The 20,712-nt window shown below is 66.8% G+C and carries 21 protein-coding genes and 1 pseudogene; 15 read left to right on the forward strand and 7 right to left on the reverse strand.

The features are described 5' to 3' along the window. Positions 1-26: 26 nt before the first annotated feature. The 4 genes from dapB to MKW15_RS07385 all read left to right on the forward strand — a co-directional run bounded on the left by dapB (position 27) and on the right by MKW15_RS07385 (position 2,302). Entirely contained in the window at positions 27-779 is a 753-nt protein-coding gene (dapB, locus tag MKW15_RS07370) for a 4-hydroxy-tetrahydrodipicolinate reductase (RefSeq protein ID WP_240856937.1), read from the forward strand. A 67-nt stretch (positions 780-846) separates the two neighbouring features. Then, positions 847-1,287 carry a hypothetical protein gene (locus MKW15_RS07375; protein ID WP_240857034.1) on the forward strand — a complete coding sequence of 147 codons (441 nt, stop codon included), beginning with the start codon at positions 847-849 and terminating at the stop codon, positions 1,285-1,287. Next, positions 1,284-1,853 (forward strand): TIGR03086 family metal-binding protein, encoded by a 570-nt coding sequence (locus MKW15_RS07380; protein ID WP_240856938.1) that lies wholly within the window; start codon positions 1,284-1,286, stop codon positions 1,851-1,853. Before MKW15_RS07375 ends, MKW15_RS07380 begins: the two co-directional genes overlap by 4 nt. Positions 1,854-1,900: 47 nt before the next feature. Further along, positions 1,901-2,302 (forward strand): flavodoxin family protein, encoded by a 402-nt coding sequence (locus MKW15_RS07385; protein WP_240857035.1) that lies wholly within the window; start codon positions 1,901-1,903, stop codon positions 2,300-2,302. Between the two features lie 68 nt (positions 2,303-2,370). Here the strand turns inward: MKW15_RS07385 and MKW15_RS07390 are convergent. Beyond that, positions 2,371-2,787: pseudogene (locus MKW15_RS07390) on the reverse strand (DUF1398 family protein); the annotation flags it as partial. 54 nt (positions 2,788-2,841) lie between these two features. Between MKW15_RS07390 and MKW15_RS07395 the strand changes: the two are divergent. Then, the gene (locus MKW15_RS07395) at positions 2,842-3,273 is read left to right on the forward strand and encodes a MarR family winged helix-turn-helix transcriptional regulator (RefSeq protein ID WP_240856939.1); all 432 of its coding nucleotides are present in this window, start codon (positions 2,842-2,844) and stop codon (positions 3,271-3,273) included. A 12-nt stretch (positions 3,274-3,285) separates the two neighbouring features. Here MKW15_RS07395 and MKW15_RS07400 read toward each other — a convergent pair whose 3' ends face one another. Beyond that, complete coding sequence (locus tag MKW15_RS07400; protein WP_240856940.1) at positions 3,286-3,687, reverse strand: hypothetical protein; 402 nt, start codon at positions 3,685-3,687, stop codon at positions 3,286-3,288. A gap of 171 nt (positions 3,688-3,858) precedes the next feature. After that, the gene (locus tag MKW15_RS07405; protein ID WP_240856941.1) at positions 3,859-4,251 is read right to left on the reverse strand and encodes an HNH endonuclease; all 393 of its coding nucleotides are present in this window, start codon (positions 4,249-4,251) and stop codon (positions 3,859-3,861) included. Between the two features lie 127 nt (positions 4,252-4,378). Between MKW15_RS07405 and MKW15_RS07410 the strand changes: the two genes are divergently transcribed. From MKW15_RS07410 to MKW15_RS07420, 3 genes are read left to right on the forward strand one after another with little or no spacing between them, the layout of a single operon-like run. Continuing rightward, a complete protein-coding gene (locus MKW15_RS07410) occupies positions 4,379-5,212 on the forward strand; it encodes a thymidylate synthase (RefSeq protein WP_240856942.1) in 834 nt (277 codons plus the stop codon). Beyond that, positions 5,212-5,721: a dihydrofolate reductase gene (locus MKW15_RS07415; protein ID WP_240856943.1), complete on the forward strand. Its 510-nt coding sequence runs from the start codon at positions 5,212-5,214 to the stop codon at positions 5,719-5,721. Before MKW15_RS07410 ends, MKW15_RS07415 begins: the two co-directional genes overlap by 1 nt. Next, positions 5,718-6,935, forward strand: coding sequence for a winged helix-turn-helix domain-containing protein (locus tag MKW15_RS07420; RefSeq protein WP_240856944.1), 1,218 nt, complete (start codon positions 5,718-5,720; stop codon positions 6,933-6,935). Before MKW15_RS07415 ends, MKW15_RS07420 begins: the two co-directional genes overlap by 4 nt. On the opposite strand, the gene MKW15_RS07425 is transcribed toward MKW15_RS07420, so the two are convergent. Both MKW15_RS07425 and MKW15_RS07430 read right to left on the reverse strand, forming a co-directional pair. Then, the gene (locus tag MKW15_RS07425; RefSeq protein ID WP_240856945.1) at positions 6,922-7,938 is read right to left on the reverse strand and encodes an NADP-dependent oxidoreductase; all 1,017 of its coding nucleotides are present in this window, start codon (positions 7,936-7,938) and stop codon (positions 6,922-6,924) included. The genes MKW15_RS07420 and MKW15_RS07425 overlap by 14 nt on opposite strands. Before the next feature lie 32 nt (positions 7,939-7,970). After that, a complete protein-coding gene (locus MKW15_RS07430; protein ID WP_240856946.1) occupies positions 7,971-8,354 on the reverse strand; it encodes a DUF1304 domain-containing protein in 384 nt (127 codons plus the stop codon). A gap of 91 nt (positions 8,355-8,445) precedes the next feature. Between MKW15_RS07430 and MKW15_RS07435 the strand changes: the two genes are divergently transcribed. Together MKW15_RS07435 and MKW15_RS07440 are read left to right on the forward strand one after the other, a co-directional pair. Further along, the gene (locus tag MKW15_RS07435; RefSeq protein ID WP_240856947.1) at positions 8,446-9,021 is read left to right on the forward strand and encodes a TetR/AcrR family transcriptional regulator; all 576 of its coding nucleotides are present in this window, start codon (positions 8,446-8,448) and stop codon (positions 9,019-9,021) included. Positions 9,022-9,075: 54 nt separating this feature from the next. Then, on the forward strand, positions 9,076-9,840 hold the full coding sequence (locus MKW15_RS07440) for an HAD-IIB family hydrolase (RefSeq protein ID WP_240856948.1): 765 nt from the start codon (positions 9,076-9,078) through the stop codon (positions 9,838-9,840). A 279-nt stretch (positions 9,841-10,119) separates the two neighbouring features. Here the strand turns inward: MKW15_RS07440 and MKW15_RS07445 are convergent, their stop codons facing one another. Both MKW15_RS07445 and MKW15_RS07450 read right to left on the reverse strand, forming a co-directional pair. Beyond that, positions 10,120-10,965, reverse strand: a complete 846-nt coding sequence (locus MKW15_RS07445) for a tyrosine-protein phosphatase (protein WP_240856949.1) — start codon at positions 10,963-10,965, stop codon at positions 10,120-10,122. 14 nt (positions 10,966-10,979) lie between these two features. Further along, positions 10,980-12,740 (reverse strand): alkaline phosphatase D family protein, encoded by a 1,761-nt coding sequence (locus MKW15_RS07450; protein ID WP_240856950.1) that lies wholly within the window; start codon positions 12,738-12,740, stop codon positions 10,980-10,982. Positions 12,741-12,976: 236 nt separating this feature from the next. On the opposite strand from MKW15_RS07450, the gene thyX reads away from it, so the two are divergent. From thyX to MKW15_RS07475, 5 genes are all read left to right on the forward strand, one after another. After that, a complete protein-coding gene (gene thyX / locus MKW15_RS07455; RefSeq protein WP_240856951.1) occupies positions 12,977-13,729 on the forward strand; it encodes an FAD-dependent thymidylate synthase in 753 nt (250 codons plus the stop codon). Between the two features lie 19 nt (positions 13,730-13,748). Beyond that, entirely contained in the window at positions 13,749-14,654 is a 906-nt protein-coding gene (gene dapA / locus MKW15_RS07460; protein WP_240856952.1) for a 4-hydroxy-tetrahydrodipicolinate synthase, read from the forward strand. After that, a complete protein-coding gene (locus MKW15_RS07465) occupies positions 14,654-16,570 on the forward strand; it encodes a ribonuclease J (RefSeq protein ID WP_240856953.1) in 1,917 nt (638 codons plus the stop codon). The genes dapA and MKW15_RS07465 overlap by 1 nt, the downstream gene beginning before the upstream one ends. 56 nt (positions 16,571-16,626) lie before the next feature. After that, positions 16,627-17,259: a TIGR03085 family metal-binding protein gene (locus MKW15_RS07470; protein ID WP_240856954.1), complete on the forward strand. Its 633-nt coding sequence runs from the start codon at positions 16,627-16,629 to the stop codon at positions 17,257-17,259. 489 nt (positions 17,260-17,748) lie between these two features. Further along, a complete protein-coding gene (locus MKW15_RS07475; RefSeq protein ID WP_240856955.1) occupies positions 17,749-20,709 on the forward strand; it encodes a DNA translocase FtsK in 2,961 nt (986 codons plus the stop codon). Positions 20,710-20,712 lie beyond the last annotated feature (3 nt).

The raw sequence follows: 20,712 nt of genomic DNA on the forward strand, positions 1-20,712 counted from the left end.
GCGAGACCGACGACGAGAGGGCAGAGATGGCGAGCGGTATCCGGACAGGTGTGCTGGGCAGTGCCGGCAAGGTGGGCCGGGCGATCGTCGCCGCGGTCGATCGGGCCGACGATCTCACGTACACCGTCGGTGTCGACAAGGGCGATGCGCTCGAGTTCCTCACCGACACCGACACAGAGGTCGTCGTCGACTTCACCCACCCCGACGTCGTCATGGACAACCTGAAGTTCCTCATCTCCAACGGGATTCACGCTGTGGTCGGAACCACCGGCTTCACCGAGGAGCGCCTGCGCATCGTGGCGGGCTGGCTGGCCGACAGTCCCGGCACCGGCGTGCTCATCGCGCCCAACTTTGCGATCGGGGCGGTGCTGTCGATGCGGTTTGCCGCGCAGGCCGCGCGCTTCTACGACTCCGTCGAAGTGATCGAACTCCACCACCCGTACAAGGCGGACGCGCCGTCGGGAACGGCCTACCGCACGGCTGCGCTGGTGGCGCAGGCGCGTGCAGACGCGGGCGTCGGACCGAGTCCGGACGCCACCACCGAGGAACTCGACGGCGCCCGCGGTGCGGTGGTCGACGGTGTGCGTGTGCATTCGGTGCGCCTCGCCGGGCTTGTTGCCCATCAGGAGGTGCTGCTCGGTACCGAAGGGGAGACGCTGACCATCCGGCACGACTCCCTGGACCGTTCGTCGTTCGCTCCCGGTGTGTTGCTCGGTGTCCGCGAGATCGGCTCGCGTCCGGGACTCACCGTCGGCCTCGAAGAACTGATGGATCTGTGAGCCGGTGACCGGAAAACCCAAGCAGGACAAGGCTTCCCGCCCGCGCGACGCGCGGCCGATCGTGTGGATGATCGGCCTGATGGTGGTGGCTCTCGTGGTCTACTTCGTCCTGCTTGGGTGGCGGGGCATCGGGCTGATCGCCACCGGAACCGTCGCCGGGATCGGCCTGGGCATCGGCATGATCGTGCTGCCGATCATCGGGGTGTGGCTGGTCTACGCGACGCTTCGCGCCGGCATCGAGCATCAGCGTCTCGCGGCGATCATGGCCGACGAGGGCCGTGAGCTCGACGTCTCGGAGTTGCCGCGCCGTGCGTCGGGACGTATCGAACGCGACGCGGCCGATGAGCTGTTCGCCCAGGTCAAGGCGGAGTGGGAGGCCGATCCGTCCGATTGGCGCAACACCTATCGTATCGCGCGCGCCTACGACTACGCCGGAGACCGCAGTCGTGCGCGCGCAATGATGAAGCGCGCCGTCGCCCAGTTCCACGGCGAGGAGCAGCCCGGGTGACCGACACGGTTCGCGCGCTCTACGACGCCGAACAGCTCTGGGCCGACGCGCTCGCACAGGTCGGTCCGGCCGCGTTGGACCGACCAAGCGGCTGCGGTGAATGGACCAACCGCGATCTGATCAACCACACGATCGGCGGTGGCCACCGGTACGCGATGCTTCTGGCCGGTGCGAGTGCCGCGGACACGGTGGCGACGCGCGGCACCGACTACATCGTCGACGATCCGGTCGGCGAGTTCTGGACGTACGAGACCATGCTGCGTGAGGCTGCCGGCGACGCCGACCTCGATGAGCTGGTTGATCATCGCGCCGGACCGCGCCCGGGGCATCAGCTCCTGACGATGCGCGCGATGGAACTGACGCTGCACACCCACGACCTCGCGGTCGGGATCGGAATCGAGTGGGTGCCGTCGGATGCGCTGGCCGACTATGTGCTGACCGAAGCGACGCCGATCCTCGAGGAGTTCCGGGCGATGGGGATGATCGGCCCCGCGGTCGAGCCTGCATCGTCGAGCGCTGAGGATCGACTGCTGGCAATCGCGGGCCGAGCGAGGAGCACGCGGTGACGCAACTCCTGGTCGTCCATCACACGCCGTCGCCGTACTGCCAGGCGATGTTCGAGGCGGTGATCAGTGGAGCCACCGACCCCGAGATCGAAGGCGTCGACGTGGTGCGGCGGGCCGCGCTGTCGGTGTCTGCGAGCGATTTCCTCGAGGCCGACGGGTATCTGCTCGGGAGTCCGGCGAACCTCGGATACGTCAGCGGCGCACTGAAACACGCCTTCGACGTGAGCTACTACCAGATCCTCGATTCGACGAAAGGCCGTCCGTTCGGTCTCTACCTACATGGCAACGAGGGCACCGAGGGCGCGGAGAAAGCGGTGGACTCGATCACCACCGGATTGGGTTGGACCAAGGCGGCCGAGTACGTCACCGTCTCGGGCAAACCGTCGAAGGACGACCTCGAGGCGTGCTGGGAACTCGGAGCGACTGTCGCCGCTGCGCTGATGGGTTGATTGGTGGCCTGCCCGTCAGGTGAAAGCTCCACTGCTGCATAGTGCTCGACGTAGCTCTCGTCGTGCAGACCGAAGTAGGTGCACGTCCTGTTCTCGAGGTCGACGACGTAGCGAATCACACCGGCGCGCCATGTGGCTGCGGCAAACTCGGGAAAGGTTGTCCGGCCCGCCTGATCGGCGCGCAGTGCCGCGATGAGGGCTGTGCTGTCGAATGACGGAACCTCGGCCATCCCGTCGATCAGCGGCGTGCCTTGGACGACGACAGGGCCCAGATCGGTCTCATAGAGACTCTGCATCGCCGGAAGCCACCAGGTGTTTGTGCGGACGCCCGCGCGGCGCAGTGTCTCCGCCAGATGGGGGAAACCGTGGATCGCTGGGCGATTCGCGACGGCATCCTGCTGTGCGCGTTGAAGATTCGTCAGCGCTGTGGTCATGGGGTTCTCCGATGCGAGGGTGTGGCGACATCCGGCCGGTGAGCCGGACATTGACAACACTACGCCATATTGACAACATCTTGTCAAGATCGGAAAGGGGATCTCATGGCAGACGAGATGGCATTGCTGGTGGCCGACGTCTTCGAACTCGCCGGCCTGTTGCGACGCTCGGGTGAAGCTGTTGCGGCAGAGGAAGGCCAAACGCAGGCGCGATGGCAGTTGCTCAGCGCGGTCTCCGAGCGGTCGTTGACCGTTCCCCAAGCGGCTCGCCGCCTTGGTGTGACACGTCAAGGCGTGCAGCGTGTGGCAAACGATCTGGTCGCCGCCGGACTGGCTGAGTTGAGAGCGAACCCCGACCACCGGACGTCACCACTGTTGGAAACGACCGAGAACGGTCGTGAAGTGCTCCGGGCGATCACCGCCCGCGCAGCAGTCGTCAACGACCGTCTCGCCGACACCGTGGAGCCCGCAGAGTTGGCGTCGACCCGCGACACCCTGAAGCGGCTGATCGTGGCGCTGAAGGCGGAAGAGTTGTGATCGTGCGGGCGATCAGCGCAGTCGGTCGCCCGCCGGCAGCCATGACTCCGGGCACATGCCGGTGTTGAGAATGCGCGCCGCGTCCCGAGCGATGTCGGGGCTGTAGAAGCCGACGACCCGCTCGTCGTCGACGGTCGAACGGACCTCGTAGTGGCGGGCACCGACGCTGTCCTCGACCGCGACCACCCGGTAGGTGTGGGTGGGCAGTGCGCTGACCGCGTCGGCGCGCGCGCCGCGAAGGGCGGCGTCGATCGCGGCGTCGGGAAGACCCGAAACGCGAGCCGCGGCGACGAGGTCGCTGACCGAGGAGGCCAGGGCAACCGCTTCGTCGGAAGTCGCGGGTGCGGTGCGGGCTGCGCACGCCGTGTGCGTGATCTGGGTGATCAGAGTGGTGGCAGGGGTGGGGTGCGTCATGAAGTTCCTCTGGGTTTGCCGGATGCTCGTGGCTCCGGGTCCGAGCAGCGCTCTGGCCTTGTGGGCTGGAGTCGTGGTGCTCGGGGTGGTCATGGCGGCATCGTTGCCTCGTGACTTCCAACGCCCATTCTCGGCCGCGCAGTTCCGCAGAGCGCCCCCACGCCGCTCATCTCACAGGCTTGCGTCCGTGGTGTCCGGGCCCACATCCGGCTCGGCAGGACTCGAGATGAGTGCGCGCGAGATCTCCATCTGGCGCACGAGGAAGGCCTTCTCGTCGAGCTTCTTGCGACGCATCCAGGTCGTCACCTCGGTGTTGCACTTGCTGGCATTGCACGACCCGCAGCAGGGCACCACGTTGGCCAGCGTGTAGCTGCCGCCGCGCGAGATGGCGAGCATGCAGTCGCGCTGCAGCGGGGTGCCCGACGCCCCGCAGTACGCACACCCGCCCCACGCTGTCGTGAGTGCGGCCCACTGCACGTCGGTGAGATCGTTGTCGCGAGCGGCGACGCGCAATCGCCGACGGCGGGCGTAGCGATTGGCACGAGTACGACTCCGGGGAGGCACGGTTGGAGGGTACCTCGTCAGTCACGTGCGCCTCAGATGTCACACGCGAGTGATCTCGACACGGTGCCTCGCCCTGTGGGGCTCGGTACCGGCTCGATCAGCGGGTGTGGCTCTACACTGGATGATCGTGAGCACGGCGATCCGCGACATCTCCTCGACCGAGACCATCCCGACTCCGTACGAGGATCTGTTGGCGCTGGTCCTCGACTCGGGGACGCCGAAGGCCGATCGCACCGGCACCGGTACCCGGAGTCTGTTCGGGCACCAGCTCCGCTACGACCTGTCGGCGGGGTTCCCGCTCATCACCACCAAGAAGGTGCACCTCAAGTCGATCGTCTACGAGTTGCTGTGGTTCCTGCGCGGCGACTCGAACGTGCGCTGGCTGCAGGAGCGCGGCGTCACCATCTGGGATGAGTGGGCCGACGTGCAGGGTGAGCTCGGGCCTGTGTACGGCGTCCAGTGGCGTAGCTGGCCCACTCCGTCGGGTGAGCACATCGACCAGATCTCGGCCGCCCTCGACCTGCTCAAGACGAACCCGGATTCGCGGCGCAACATCGTGTCGGCCTGGAATGTGGGGGAGATCCCGCAGATGGCGTTGCCGCCGTGCCACGCCTTCTTCCAGTTCTACGTCGCCGACGGCAAACTCTCCTGCCAGCTGTATCAGCGCAGCGCCGACCTCTTCCTCGGCGTCCCGTTCAACATCGCGTCCTACGCGTTGCTGACCCACATGATGGCGCAGCAGGCGGGACTCGACGTCGGCGAATTCGTCTGGACCGGCGGTGATTGCCACATCTACGACAACCACGTCGACCAGGTTCGGCTGCAACTTTCCCGCGAACCGTTCGCGTACCCGACACTGCAACTGCGGCAGCGTGATTCGATCTTCGACTACGAGTTCGACGACATCGAGATCGTCGGCTATCAATGTCACCCGGCGATCAAGGCGCCGGTGGCGGTCTGATGGCCGCCACCATCACACTGCTGTGGGCGCAAGACCGCGTCGGCGCGATCGGCCGTGACTCGACCATCCCGTGGCGGGTCCCCGAGGACATGCGTCGCTTCCGGGAGCTCACCGGCGCCGACCCCGTGATCATGGGCCGCAAGACGTGGGAATCGCTACCGGCCCGGTTCCGCCCCTTGCCCGGTCGTCGGAATGTGGTGATCACCCGGTCGGCGACGTATACGGCCGACGGCGCGGAGATCGTGCACACCGTCGACGATGCGCTCGCGCTGGTTGACGGTCCGGTGACCGTGATCGGCGGTGGCCAGATCTACGAGGCGTCGATGGAGATCGCGACACATCTGCGGGTCACCGAGATCGACATCCTGGTGGAGGGCGCGGACGCGTTTGCACCGGAGATCGACCCATACCGCTGGGACACCGCAGGTGCGGGCGAATGGCTGTCGTCGACGACCGGCCTGCGCTATCGCTTTGTCGACTACGTCCGGCACGCGCTCGTGCGCGGATGAGCCGAGGCGATCTCTCGCTCGCGCAGGCGCGCCGAATCGTGCTCGCCGCACAAGGATTCACGGACAAGCCACCGACGGCCGATCCGACCCTCACGCACCTGAAACGCGTCATAGGGCGGACGCGACTCTTCCAGATGGACTCGGTGAACATTGCCGCTCGAGCCCATTACATGCCGATGTTCAGCCGGCTCGGACCTTACGACCGGGACCTGCTCGACCGCGCGGCCTGGCGACCACGTCGCGGCAACCGCCTCCTCGTCGAGTACTGGGCACACGAGGCCGCGCTGATCCCGATCGAGGACTGGCCGCTGTTCGGTTGGCGCCGAGACGAATTCCGCGGTGGACGCTACCGCTACACGCGCGAGGTGATGAAACGCAACCGCGACCTCGCCACCGATGTGCACGCCGTCATCGCCGAACGTGGGCCGAGCACACCCAAGCAGATCGAGGAGACCCTCGGCATCGAGCGACCGGCCGGTATTCCGGGCGGTTGGTGGCACCGCGGCGAGGTCAAGCACGTCTGTGAGGCGATGTTCGCGGCGGGCGACCTGTCGGCTGTTCGCAACGAGAACTTCGTGCGCCACTACGATCTCACCGAACGCGTCGTCGGTGCTGAACTCGCCGGTCTGCAGGTGTCGAAAGAGGACGCGCACCGAGAACTCACCGCACGTGCCGCCGCTGCACTCGGTGTCGCCACCGCCGCGGACCTCGCCGACTATTACCGCACCAAGACGGCCGACGTCCGGCCCGCGATCGCCGACCTCGTCGCCGCCGGACAACTTGTCCCGGTGCAGGTCGACGGCTGGCGCGACGAGGCGTATCTGCATGCGGGAGTGCGTATCCCGCGTCGAGTCGACAGCGCGGCGATCCTGTCGCCCTTCGACCCGCTCGTCTTCTTCCGGCCCCGCGCCGAACGACTCTTCGGCTTCCGCTACCGCATCGAGATCTACGTTCCCGAACACAAACGGGTACACGGGTATTACGTGCTGCCGTACCTTCTTGGCGACGACATCGTCGCACGCGTCGACCTCAAGGCCGATCGCAAGTCGGGGGTGCTCCAGGTACTCGGCGCGTTCCTGGAGAGCGGACGCCCGGAAACCGTTGTCGCGGAGCGCCTCTCCGCTGATCTGCAGCAGATGGCCACATGGCTTGGCCTCGACGCGGTGCACATCGGCGATCGCGGCGATCTGGCCGACGCCCTCAGGACGTCCTGACCACCATCTTCCCGGTGTTCGCGCCGCGCATCAGGCCGAGGAAAGCGTCGACCGCGTTGTCGATTCCCTCGACCACGGTCTCGTCGTGGACAACCTTGCCCTCGGCAAACCACTGGCTCATCGTGGCGGTGAACTCGGGGGCCTGGTCGAGGTAGTGGCCGATGGTGAATCCGGTGAGTGTCAGTCCGCGAGTGATGATGTTGGCCATGTTCGACGGACCCGGCGTCGGAGATGTGTTGTTGTACTGCGCAATTGCACCGCACAGTGCTGCTCGGCCGCCGTCGTTGAAGGAATCGAGTGCGGCCTCGAGATGGTCGCCTCCGACGTTGTCGAAGTAGACGTCGATGCCGTCCGGAGCGGCAGCTCGCAGCTGTTTGCGCACGCTCGGTCCGTCCTTGTAGTTGAACGCCGCGTCGTAGCCGTAGCGCTCGGTCAGCAGCGCGACCTTCTCGGCGGAACCAGCAGATCCAATGACCCGACCGGCACCCTTGAGCCGTGCGATCTGACCGGCGGCCGTCCCGACGGCACCGGCCGCTCCGGAAATGAAGACGGTGTCGCCGGGCTGCATCGCCGCGACCGTCAGCAGCCCGACGTAGGCGGTGAGGCCGGTCATGCCGAGCATGCCGAGGTAGACCGACGACGCGACGCCCTCGGGCGGTTCGGGGACAACGCGGAAGCCGGCCGCGTCCTCCTGGACCACGTCACGCCAGCCGTACTGATGTGACACCAGGGAGCCGACGGGGAACTCGTCGACCGTGGTCTCCACGACACGTCCGACCGCACCGCCGGTCATGGTCTCGCCCAGTGCGAACGGCGGAATGTAACTGCGCGTGTCGATCATCCGGCCGCGCATGTACGGGTCGACCGACACGAACTCGTTGACCACCCGCACCTGTCCGGGGCGAAGGGGGCCGTATTCGATGGTGACCGTGCGGAAGTCGTCGGCGGTCGGCCAGCCGACCGGGCGGTTGACCAGCTGGATGTGAGTGCTGTTGTGCGACATGGGGACCTTTCGTCGAGTCGAGATGAGCGGCGTCAGAGAGCGGAGCCTGCCAGCGCCACGAGTGAGAGCAGGGGAGCGGCCAGCTGAATCAGCGCGGGACGGGTCTTGGTGCGGTCGGAGGAAAGCAGGACGACGCCGGCGAGCGTCATCGATCCGCATCCGGCGATCACCAGCGTCGCGCCGACCGCCGACTCATCGAGGAACAGCGCGACCGCGCCGGCGGCCGCGATCACGGCCAGGAAGAGGTTGTAGAAGCCCTGGTTGAAGGCGAGTTGGCGTGTCTCGACGGCCTGAGTCTCGGTGGTCCCGAAGACTGCCCGACCCCGTGGCGTGGTCCACCACACCGACTCGAGCACAAAGATGTACACGTGAATCGCGGCGGCGACCAGGGCCAAGATGGCGGCGACGACCAACATGGGTTCGACTCCTTTTGTGGACTACTCGTTACACAATACGGCTATACTGGTGGTCGGACAAGCAGCGACGTGTACGACGGGGAACGAGGTCATGGGAAGGTCACCTGGTTATGACACCGCCGAGGTGGTGGCTGCCGCACGGAATCTGTTCTGGGAGAAGGGCTTCGACGCGGTTTCGGTCACCGATGTCGAGCGGGCGACCGGTCTCTCGCGCTCGAGCGTCTACCACGCGTTCGGGAGCATGCGCGGACTCTTCGATGCGGCGGTGCAGGACTACCTCGACGTCGTCGTCCGTCCCCGGCTGCGTCCCTTGCAGGCCGATCGGGTGGATCCCGACGCCCTCGTCGAGTATCTGACCGGCCTGTCGGCCGCGATCGCCCGACTCGGCGACGCGAACGAACCCACCGGTTGCCTACTGGTCGCGACGACGGCGACCACTCTCAACGACGATGCCGCCGTCCGTGGCGTCATCGCCGCCTACCACGCCGAACTGCTGGCGGCGATATCGGCGGGGGTGGCCGCGCGATTGCCCGCCGCGCACGCCGCCGACGTGATGTCACGGGCGCGCTCGATCGCGGGCGCGGTCATCGCCGCCATGACACTGGCGCGGGTGAATCGTCTCGAAGCGGTGCGTCTCCTCGAGGTGACAGTGGACACAATCGGGTGATTGCGCTGCGATCCCGCCGCGCATCGCACTCGCGGGGGATGACATGCTTGCGCCATGACGGTTTCGTATCAGGGCAGTGAGTACCGCCTGGTGATGTTCGACCTCGACGACACCCTGGCACCGTCCAAGAGTCCCCTGGCCGACGACATGGTGGCACTATTGCGCCGCATGCTCGACCGCAGCCTCGGCTGCATCATCTCCGGTGGCCGCTTCGGCCAGTTCCAGACCCAGGTCCTCGACCGGCTCGGTGAGTTCGACGCCATGGGGAACCTCCACCTCATGCCGACCTGCGGCACGCAGTACGTGCGGTGGTCGGGTTCGGAATGGGAGACCGTCTACGCCGAATACCTGAGCGACGACGAGAAGAAGCGCACCCTCGACGTCCTGGAGACAGGTGCACGCGAACTCGGGCTCTGGGAAGCCGAGACGTGGGGACCCATCCTCGAAGACCGGGGCAGCCAGATCACCTTCAGTGCGCTCGGACAGTCCGCGCCGGTCGACGCGAAGTCCGCCTGGGACCCCGACGGCGCCAAGAAGGAATCACTACGCGCCTATGCCGCGGAACTGTTGCCCGACCTCGAGGTGCGCAGCGGCGGTTCGACGTCGGTCGACGTCACCAAGAAGGGCATCGACAAGGCCTACGGCGCGAACAAGCTCATGGAGATCCTCGACCTCGGGGTCGACGACATCCTGTTCTTCGGCGACCGCCTCGACGAGGGCGGCAACGACTACCCGGTGAAAGCGCTCGGGATCGAGTCCATCGCAGTGCACGGGTGGCCCGACACCTACGCCAAGCTGTCGGCGATCGTCGACGGCTAATCGCTGGGCCTTCACGCCGGCTGATCTCCTGCTGATTGAGTAGCCGAGCCCCATAGGGCGAGGTGTATCGAAATCCGACAAGGTGGATGTGTCCGCAGCCCAGTGGTCGCTGACGTTGTCGGCTCCCGAGGTTTCGATACGCGGCGGGCTCGCAAGCTCGCTCGTCGCTACTCAACCAGCGGGGTGGTGGCGACTCAACCAGCAGGTGGTAGGAGGTGCGGGCGATGCAGGGCCCGCGAGTCGTCGCAGTTCAGGAGGCCTAAGACAGTACTCTTCGGATCAGCCGCCGATGGTCAACACGCTGAAGGACGACCTGTACGGAGACTTCAACAACTGACTCTTCAGGGCTGCGATGTCCCGCGAGGTGAGGCGCAGGCCGCGTCGGACGTAGTTGTCGAAGCTGCCGTAGACCCGGTCCGCGGTGGCGAAGGCGGTGCGCAGCCAGGCGATGTTGACGCCGTTCAACCGATCCGCCGGGCTGGTGTGCCGGAAGGTGTTGCTGGCCAGATAATCTCGTTCGACGCCTGCGCGGTCGACGCCGAGAAGCGTGAGCAGCACTGCCGACGCCCAGCCGGTGCGGTCCTTGCCCGCCGAGCAGTGAAACAGTACCGAGTTGTCGCTTGCGGTGGTGCGTTTGATCTCCAGCAGGGTGTCTCGGAATGCCCGTCGCGCACCGGGATCGGTGACGAAGGCCCTGTAGGCACTCGACAGGTCGACCAGGGTGGTCGGGGATGCGCCGCCCAAGACGTCGAACACCTTGGTGGTGGCGCCCGGAACCGGACGGTCGGGCTGGAGCGCACGTTCGATCTGGGTGCGCAGATCGATCACGGTTCGCACCCGACGCTGCGCGAGGGCGCGACCATCGGCCGGTGTGATCGCGGACAGGTTGTCGCTGCGGATCACCAGGTCGTCGACGTAACGGCCGTCCGCGGCACGGTAGTACGCCAACGTCCGGGTGTTCTCGGTGCCGGTCAGCTGCACCGCGTGCACCGCGAGGTCGGCGGGCAGGGCATGCGCCGTGCCGGTGAGCGGGGACCCGACCACAGCCGGGGTGGCAATCAGCGTCGCGACGGCAGCCAGGCTCGCGACTGCGGTACCGATACGTCGGGTGAAAGTCGTTGACATCGTTGTCCTCTCGTTCAGCGGGCCGGACGCGCGACGGGCTGGACGCGTTGCGATCCGCTGCCGACCCGGAACGACCGCGCGTAGGTCTGGCCGGTGTTCGGATCGGTCTTCTCGTTCACGAAGAACCAGTCCATCTGGGTGGCGTTTCGTGTGACAGTCAGGACCGCGTATCCGTGGGCGTCGAAATCATTCCATCGCACATGGTGATTGGCGGTCATGAAGGCGGGCGGCACGGCCGCGCCGAGTGTGTTGGCCGGCACCTTCAGGATGTCGTCGATGTTGCTGGACGTCACGGAGGTGACGACGAGTTCGGTTGCGACGCTGCCACTCCCGGGGTACGTCGCGGCATCCACCGGAATGTCGCACGCCCAGGACGAATGGATGTCGCCGGTGATGAACACGACGTTGTCGATGTTGTTGGCGCGCAACGTATTCAGGAGTCGTTTGCGGTCGGCGGTGTACCCGTCCCATTGATCGGGGTTGTAGGGCACGCCGGCGCCCGGAACCCCGAGGAGGTCGGTCACCGCGGCGGTGGTCCTGGGTTCGAGCGGCGGAATGAGCACCGGCGTGATCATCACCGGGTTGCCGACGATGCGCCATCGGGTGTCGGAGGTGACCAAACCTCTGGTGAGCCAATCCATCTGAGCGCGGCCCGTGATCGAGCGGCCGGGATCGTCGATCTTGCGCGAGGTCGCCGGCACCTGGACGTCGCGGTAGGTGCGCAGGTCGAGCATCGACAGTTCCAGCAGCGTCCCGAACCGCAGACGGCGGTACAGGTGACGTCCGCCCGCATCGACCACCGGACGTACCGGCATCCATTCGTAGTACGCCCGCTCGGAAGCCGCTTTGCGCGCCGCCCACGACCCCTCGTTGCGCTGGTGATTCTCCGCGCCGCCCGACCAGGCGTCGTTGGCGGACTCGTGGTCGTCCCACGTGCAGATCCACGGATGCATGATGTGGAGCCGCGCAAGGTCGGGGTCGGTCTTGTACTGGGCGTGCCGCATCCGGTAGTCGCGCAGGCTGACGGTCTCGTTGCGCGGTGAATGCGTGCGTACCGGGCCGGTCTTGCCGGTGTAGCCGCCGGTCTCGTACTCGTAGATGTAGTCTCCGAGGTGGACGATCGCGGTGAGATCCGGCTGCCCGGCCAAATGGCGATACGCGCCGAAATAGCCTGCCTCCCAGTTGGAGCAGGAGACCACTCCGAACCGCACCGAGCCGACGTCGGCTCCGGTGGCTGGAGCGCTGCGGGTGCGGCCGGTCGGCGACACCGCGCCCGACGCCGGACCGGACACGACGCGGAACCGATAGAAGTAGCGGGTGTCCGGGGCCAGTCCGGCGGCGTCGACCTTCACGGTGAAGTCGGTGTCCGTCGTGGCGGTGCGACGTCCGGTGGCGACCACTGTCCCGAACGACGCATCGCGCGCCACTTCCCAGACCACGTCGGCCGCCGGACCGATGCCCGAGCCAGGTGTCGCGGCCGGGGTCGGCGTCACCCGAGTCCACAGGATGACGCGGTCGGGGAGCGGGTCGCCGGACGCGACCCCGTGCGCGAACACGCCTCGGGCCGGCGCCGACGACGCCGGCGCTGATGCCTGACCGAGGACTGCCGCGGTCCCCGCGACCGCGACCCCGGAGCGCAGGAAAGTACGTCGTGATGTTCCCGCACGCTCGTTGGCGTTCGGTGTCTGTGGTGAAATCTTCGCCCCCGAAAGAGTTGTCACCGACGACCCGGCAGAGCCGGGATATCGGTGGGCTGCCGACACATGCGCGCTCATGATGCGCCGCCGCAGCAGGAGAGGCGAGCGTGTCCTGCCTCACTGCCGACGCTGCGCTGGGGACTTTACCGCCCGGTCGCCGAAGGTTCACCGAAACCTCGCCGACGGCGCGGTCCCGGCGACCTGATCGGCCCTCGGAGGACTCCGGCTGCGGGGTGGCGGCGACCGGAGTCCTCCGGTGGGGGACAATCGAGCGGGCTGAAAACCGTCAGCGGGGCGAGAAACGGAGGCGCGGCGTGTCGGAACTGGTGCCGCTCAAGGTGAAGATGGTGGCCGTGACGCAGTTCTCACCGCCTGAGGACGTCTCGTGGAGCACCGACGCCGACGGCGGTGAGGCGCTCGTCGAGTTCGCCGGTCGCGCCTGTTACGAGAGTTGGGACAAGCCCAACCCGCGGACCGCGACCAACGCCGGCTACCTGCGCCACATCCTGGAGGTCGGGCACCTGTCGCTGCTCGAACACGCGTCGGTCACCTTCTACATCACCGGCATCTCGCGGTCGTGCACGCACGAACTGATCCGGCACCGGCACTTCTCGTATTCGCAGCTGTCCCAACGGTTCGTGCCCGAGCACGATTCGAACGTGGTGGCGCCGCCCGCAATCGTGGGTGATCCCGAACTCGAGGCGAAGTTCACCGCGGCCACCGACGCGAGCCGTGCGGCCTACACCGAGCTGTTGACGGCGCTCGAGGCGAAGTTCGCGGATGTGCCGAACGCCATCCTCCGTCGAAAGCAAGCACGACAGGCGGCACGGTCGGTGTTGCCGAACGCCACCGAGACCAAGATAGTCGTCACCGGCAACTACCGGTCCTGGCGGCATTTCGTCGGAATGCGGGCCACCGAGCACGCCGATGTGGAGATCCGACAGCTCGCGATCGAGTGTCTTCGTCAACTCATGGCGGTGGCGCCGACCGTTTTCGGGGACTTCGAGATCGGGACGCTCTCCGACGGGACAGAGGTCGCGACCTCACCATTCGTGCTCGAAGGCTGAGACGGTAGCCTTGAGCACCATGAACGCCGTCTCCGAACAGCTGCACTCGCATCCCTTCGGGACCAATGTCGTGGCAATGGTGACCCCATTCACACCCGACGGTGCACTCGACCTCGACAAGGCCGCGGAACTGGCCGATCATCTCGTCGCCAAGGGCTGCGACGGACTCGTCGTGTCGGGCACCACTGGTGAATCGCCGACGACGACCGTGCCCGAGAAACTCGACCTGCTGCGCGTCGTCCTCGATGCCGTCGGCGACCGTGCGCGAATCACCCAGGGTGCGGGCAGCTACGACACCGCCGAGAGCGTGCGGTTTGCCGTCGAATCCGAGAAGGTCGGCGCACACGCACTGCTCGTGGTGACGCCTTACTACTCGAAGCCCCCGCAGGCTGGTCTGCTCGCGCACTTCCGGACCGTCGCCGATGCGACCGACCTGCCCGTGCTGCTCTACGACATCCCACCGCGTTCGGTGGTGCCGATCGCGAACGAGACGATGCTGGCCCTGTCCGAACACCCGAAGATCAAGGGCGTCAAAGATGCCAAGGGCGATCTGCATTCGGCCGCCGGGATCATCGCGTCCACGGAGCTGGAGTACCTCTCGGGCGAGGACGCACTGAACCTGCCGTGGTTGTCGATCGGTGCGACCGGATTCGTCAGCGTGATCGGGCATCTGGTCGCTGATCGCCTGCGCGACATGCAGATCGCCGTCGAAAAGGGCGACCTCGCCGCGGCCCGCACCTTGAACACGTCGATGCTGCCCCTGGTGAACGCGATGGGCCGGCTCGGTGGCGTGACCATGGTCAAGGCGTCGCTCCGCATACTCGGCATCGATGTCGGGGACCCGCGATTGCCGCAGGTTCCCGCCGATGGGCCGCAGATCGAATTGCTCATCGCCGATCTCCGCGCCGCGGGTCTGTTGAACTGATGACCGGCCCCGATCGTCAGCCGCCCAATCGCCGCCGCGCAGCGACCCGCAAGGCCGGGCCGCCCGAGCAGCCGCCCGCCGAGCCCGCGCGCAACGCCGATGGTGGTCGTGGCAAGGGGCCCAAACATGCTGTGAATCAACCGGAATCGGGTGGCGGCAAATCGTCGCGACGCAAGGGACGTCACGAGCGCGGGGAGTCTCGTCCGGCCGTTCGGTCGACCGCCGAACCGGTGACGCAGCCGGGTGGTACGCCGCGGCGACTGCCGCGTGGTGCGCTACGGGTGGTCGCGCTCGGTGGCATCGGTGAGATCGGCCGCAACATGACCGTCTTCGAATACGGCGGTCGGCTGCTCATCGTCGACTGCGGCGTGCTGTTCCCCGAGGACGCCCAGCCCGGCGTCGACCTGATCCTGCCGGATTTCCGCTACATCGAAGACCGGATGGACGACGTCGATGCGGTGATCCTCACTCATGGTCACGAAGACCACATCGGCGCCATCCCGTTCCTCCTGCGCCTGCGTGGCGACATCCCGGTCATCGGGTCGAAGTTCACGCTGGCGCTGGTCGAAGCCAAGTGTCGCGAGCACCGGCTGCGGCCGCGTCTGGTGGAGGTCCGTGAGGGCGAACGCACCACGCATGGGCCGTTCGAATGCGAGTACTTCGCGGTCAACCATTCCATCCCGGACGCGATCGCGGTCGCCATCCGCACTCCGGCGGGCGTCGTCCTGCACACCGGCGACATCAAACTCGACCAGTTGCCACTCGACGGTCGGCTCACCGACCTGGCCGGCTTCAGCCGACTCGGCGACGAGGGCGTCGACCTGTTCCTGGTCGACTCCACCAACGCCGAGGTGCCCGGGTTCGTGACGCCGGAGCGTCAGATCGGCAGCGTGCTCGACCAGGTCATCGGCAAGGCCAAACAGCGCGTGATCGTGGCCTCCTTCGCCAGCCACGTCCATCGCATCCAGCAGATCATCGACGTCGCCGACGCCCACAACCGGCGGGTCACCTTCGTCGGGCGGTCGATGGTGCGCAACATGCAGATCGCACAGGACCTCGGCTATCTGCAGGTGCCCGACGGCGTGGTGGTGGACCTCGACACCGCCGCGACCCTGCCGGACCATCGGGTGGTGCTGATCTCGACCGGCTCGCAGGGCGAACCGCTCTCGGCGCTGTCGCGGATGGCGCGTGGCGAGCACCGGCAGATCAACATCCGCGCCAACGACCTCGTCGTCCTCGCGTCGTCGCTGATCCCGGGCAACGAGAACTCGGTGTTCGCGGTGGTGAACGGTCTCGCCAAGCGCGGAGCGACCGTGATCACCCAACAGAGCGCCAAGGTGCACGTGTCCGGTCACGCCTCGGCGGGCGAACTGCTCTATCTGTACAACGCCGTCCGGCCGTCGAACGTGATGCCGGTGCACGGCGAATGGCGACACCTGCGCGCCAACGCCGCACTCGCCGTCGCGACCGGAGTCCCGGAGGACCGGGTGGTGCTCGCCGAGGACGGGGTCGTCGTCGACCTGGTCGACGGTCGGGCCGAGATCGTCGGACGCGTTCCGGTCGGCCATGTCTACGTCGACGGACTGTCGGTGGGCGACGTCGGCGAGTCGACGTTGTCCGAGCGACTCGTGCTCGGTGAGGGCGGATTCATCGCCATCACCGTCGCCGTCGATGCGACCACCGGCCGACCGGTCAGTGCTCCCGAGGTGTCCGGGCGCGGGTTCTCCGACGATCCCAGCGCACTCAAAGAGGCCGCGGATCTGGTCAACAAGACCCTCGATGCCCTCGCCGCCGAGGGCGTGGCCGACACGCACCGCATCGCGCAGACCATCCGCCGCACCGTCGGCCGCTGGGTGTCCGACACGTACAGACGCAGGCCGATGATCGTGCCGACCGTGCTCGCGGTGAACGGCTAGCCCCTGCTTGGGACGATGTTCCGCACACGTTCCTTTGTCGGGCTAGGGTGGGCGGAGTGACCAGTGCCCAAGATGAACGCGCAGCCCTCGTCGACACGTTTCGAGCCAAGGGGCCCGACGCCCCAACCCTCTGTGAAGGATGGACCACCCGAGACCTGTTGGCGCACCTCGTGGTTCGCGAACGACGACTCGACACCGGTCCGGGCATCCTGATCAAACAGTTCGCCCCGCACACCGAGAAGGTCCGCAGCGCCGCCGCTGCCAAGGACTGGGACGTCCTCCTCGACGAACTGGCCGGCGGTCCACCGGTGTACTCACCGTTCAAGCTGGTCGATCGCTGGGCCAACCTGGGGGAGATGTTCGTCCACCACGAGGATGTGCTGCGCGGCGGCGCCGATCCCGACGGACCATGGGTGCCACGGCAACTCTCCGAGCAGCTGAGTTCCGACCTGCGGACCCCGGCCCGCAGCATCGGCAAGATGGCGATGAAGAACGTGCCGGCGACGGTGACGTTGCGAACCGACTCCGGTGAGGACCTCGTGACGGTCGGCCACGGCGATCCGGTCACCATCACCGGCACCCCGGGCGAACTGACGTTATTCGCGTTCGGTCGCGCGCCCGTTGACCTCGAATTCTCTGGCGACGATGCCGCGGTTGCCGCGGTGAAGGCCAGCAAGCGCGGCTTCTGACTCGAAGAGTTAGGTGACCGACGCTGTGCACTGGGCAAATGCGCCAGCGTCCGGCCCGCAAAATCTAGGGGAAGAGTTTCTTCCCCGAGGTTCGTAGTCGTCCGCGAGAATTTTCTGGGGGAGGACTCCAAGGGTAGGGGAAGAAGTTTCTTCCCCTACTTTTTGTGGCGGCGGATCGCGATTCCTTCGTTCGACGACGGTGTCCCCGGTTCCGAGGACTGCGCTGGGACGGGACCTCGTTCGGCGTGTCGCGATGTCAGAAACCGCGTGTCTGGTCAGAAACCCGAGGCGCACCAGCGGTTTGTGGCCACACCTGAGGTTTCTCGCGACAAGTGCGGTTTCCGAGACGCGGCCGCACTCTTCCTGCCTCCACGATCGTCAGCAACGCCGAAGGGACGCTGACTCGAAGGGGTCACGAATTCGATACGCGATCGTGTTGCCGGTGTTGCTCATGTGACTGCGGTGACTCTCTGATACTAGGCTGTCGGCATGGCTTCGAGAGCGAGCACGGGTTCACGCGCGTCCGCGTCGCGTGGTGGGACGACAACGTCCCGGGGCAGAACGTCGTCCGCGAAGTCCGGGGGAACGCGCTCGTCGCGGACCGGGCAGACCGCCGGGAGGCAGCGCACCAGTAGTCAGGGCACCGGTAATCAGGGCACCGGGAAGGCGTCGGCGTCGGGCCGCGCGAAGAAGACCACCCAAAAGCCGGCACCAAGCAACGCTGCGGTAGCGGAATCGGCCGACCTGCACCGGCGGTCGATCGCCGCCAGCGGCGCGGCATCGGTCGGCAAGGGCATCGGCGCCGGGTGGTCGCTGCTCGCCAAGGGCGTCGGCAGCATGGCACGGGCCGGTTCGACCATCGGCAGCGGACCGCGCGCCGACGCGCGCGCAGACTACGACGACTATGACGACCAGGAGTTGACGGACTTCGACGCGCCCGACGGCGAGTATCGCGACGACACGGGGTACGTCGTCGGATATGACGGCGGCTCCGACGACGGCGGCTTCGAGGACAGCGAATCCCTCGTACGACGTCGACGCGACCAGAACCGAACCTCGGCCGGCCACTCGCACCGCCGGGACGGCGTCGCGCTCGGGTTGCTGGCCTTCGCACTGCTTGTCGGTGCCAGCGTGTGGTTCGGCGCGGCCGGACCGGTGGGTGCGTTCGTCGACGCGTTGATCCGGGCGATCATCGGTTCGGTGGTGCTGGTGCTGCCCGTTGCGCTCGTGGCGCTCGCGGTGGTGCTGATGCGGCGACCGCCCGCGCCGGAGCGCCGGGCCCGCTACATCGGTGGTGGTCTGCTCGTGGTGCTCCCGATCCTCGGCCTGATGCACCTCATCGCGGGCGCTCCCATCGACCTACCCGGACGGTCCGGGGCGTCCGGGTTCCTCGGATTCGCGGTCGGGACACCCCTCACCAACGGTGTGACCATCTGGATCTCGGTACCGATCCTGCTGCTGTGCGCCGCGTTCGGCGTGCTGCTCTTGAGCGGGCGGACCGTGCGTGAGGTCATCGACTTTGCGGCGGGCTACTTCGGACTCGGAGATCCGTCCGGCCGTTCCGCGAGAACCGAGCACATCGACGACGACTACGACTCCGACGACTACGACGATGCGGGCCCGGTCGACTACGACGACGTGGACGGCTACGACGAGCCGGACTGGGCGGGCTCGGCTCGCGGTATGACCGCCGGCCAGATTCGTGACCGTGCCTACTCCGGTGATCCGTATGAGAACTATCCCCCCGACGTCACCCCGAGCCGCCGATCGCGCGCCACGTCGCGGAGCCTCGCGGATGCACCCACCGACGAGATCGTCGACGAGGTCACCGAACCCATTGTCGACGAGATCACCGAGGAGATCGGTCGACCGGCACCGCGCAAGCCGCGAGCGCCCCGCAAACCTCGCGTGGAGAAGGAACCGGCCGCCGCGCCTGCGGCACCCGATGTGCCCGAGGGCGACTATCGGCTGCCACCGTCGTCGTTGCTGATCGACGGAGATCCACCCAAGCAGGGCAGCCGGTCCAACGACGACATGATCGACCGCATCTCCGGTGTGCTCGAACAGTTCAAGATCGACGCCGCGGTGACCGGCTACACGCGCGGTCCGACGGTCACCCGCTACGAGGTGGAACTCGGACCCGGCGTCAAGGTCGAGAAGATCACCGCGCTGCAGCGCAACATCGCCTACGCGGTCGCCACCGACAACGTGCGCCTGCTGGCGCCGATCCCGGGCAAGTCGGCAGTCGGTATCGAGGTGCCGAACTCCGATCGGGAGATGGTGCGTCTGGCCGATGTGCTCAACGCGTCATCGACCCGAAAAGACAAGCATCCGTTGGTGATCGGCCTCGGCAAGGACATCGAGGGCGATTTCGTCAGCGCCAATCTGGCCAAGATGCCGCACCTGCTGGTCGCCGGATCGACCGGATCGGGCAAGTCGAGCTTCGTGAACTCGATGCTGGTGTCGCTGCTCACGCGTGCCACACCCGACCAGGTGCGGATGATCCTGATCGACCCGAAGATGGTCGAGCTCACGCCGTATGAAGGCATCCCGCACCTCATCACCCCGATCATCACACAGCCGAAGAAGGCGGCGGCGGCGCTGGCGTGGCTGGTCGAGGAGATGGAGCAGCGCTACCAGGACATGAAGGCGTCGCGCGTCCGCCACATCGACGACTTCAACGCGAAGGTGAACTCCGGCGAGATCACCACGCCGCTCGGCTCCGAACGCGTGTACAAGCCGTATCCGTACATCCTGGCCATCGTCGACGAGCTCGCCGACCTCATGATGACCGCGCCACGCGACGTGGAGGATGCGATCGTGCGCATCACCCAGAAGGCGCGTGCTGCCGGTATCCATCTGGTCCTGGCCACCCAGCGTCCCTCGGTGGACGTTGTGACCGGCCTGATCAAGACCAACGTGCCCTCGCGGCTGGCGTTCGCGACGTCCTCGCTCACCGATTCGCGCGTGATCCTCGATCAGCCCGGCGCCGAGAAGCTCATCGGCATGGGCGATGGACTGTTCCTGCCGATGGGCGCCAACAAGCCCATCCGTATGCAGGGTGCGTTCATCACCGACGAGGAGATCGGCGCGGTCGTCGACTTCAGCCGCGAACAGGCCGATCCGGAGTACACCGAGGGCGTGACGACGGCGAAGGCCGGTGACAAGAAGGACATCGACGCCGACATCGGCAACGACCTCGACGATCTCCTGCAGGCCATCGAACTCGTGGTGTCCAGTCAGTTCGGGTCGACGTCGATGCTGCAGCGCAAGCTTCGCGTCGGATTCGCGAAGGCCGGGCGGCTCATGGATCTGATGGAGACCCGCGGCGTTGTCGGACCGAGCGAGGGGTCCAAAGCGCGTGAGGTCTTGGTGAAGCCGGAGGACCTGGCCGGTGTGATCGCGTCGATCACCGGTGGCGGTGACGACGCGGGCGAAACCACCGAATAGGAC

It is taken from the genome of Gordonia gummivorans (assembly GCF_022513585.1).
GTDB lineage: Bacteria > Actinomycetota > Actinomycetes > Mycobacteriales > Mycobacteriaceae > Gordonia.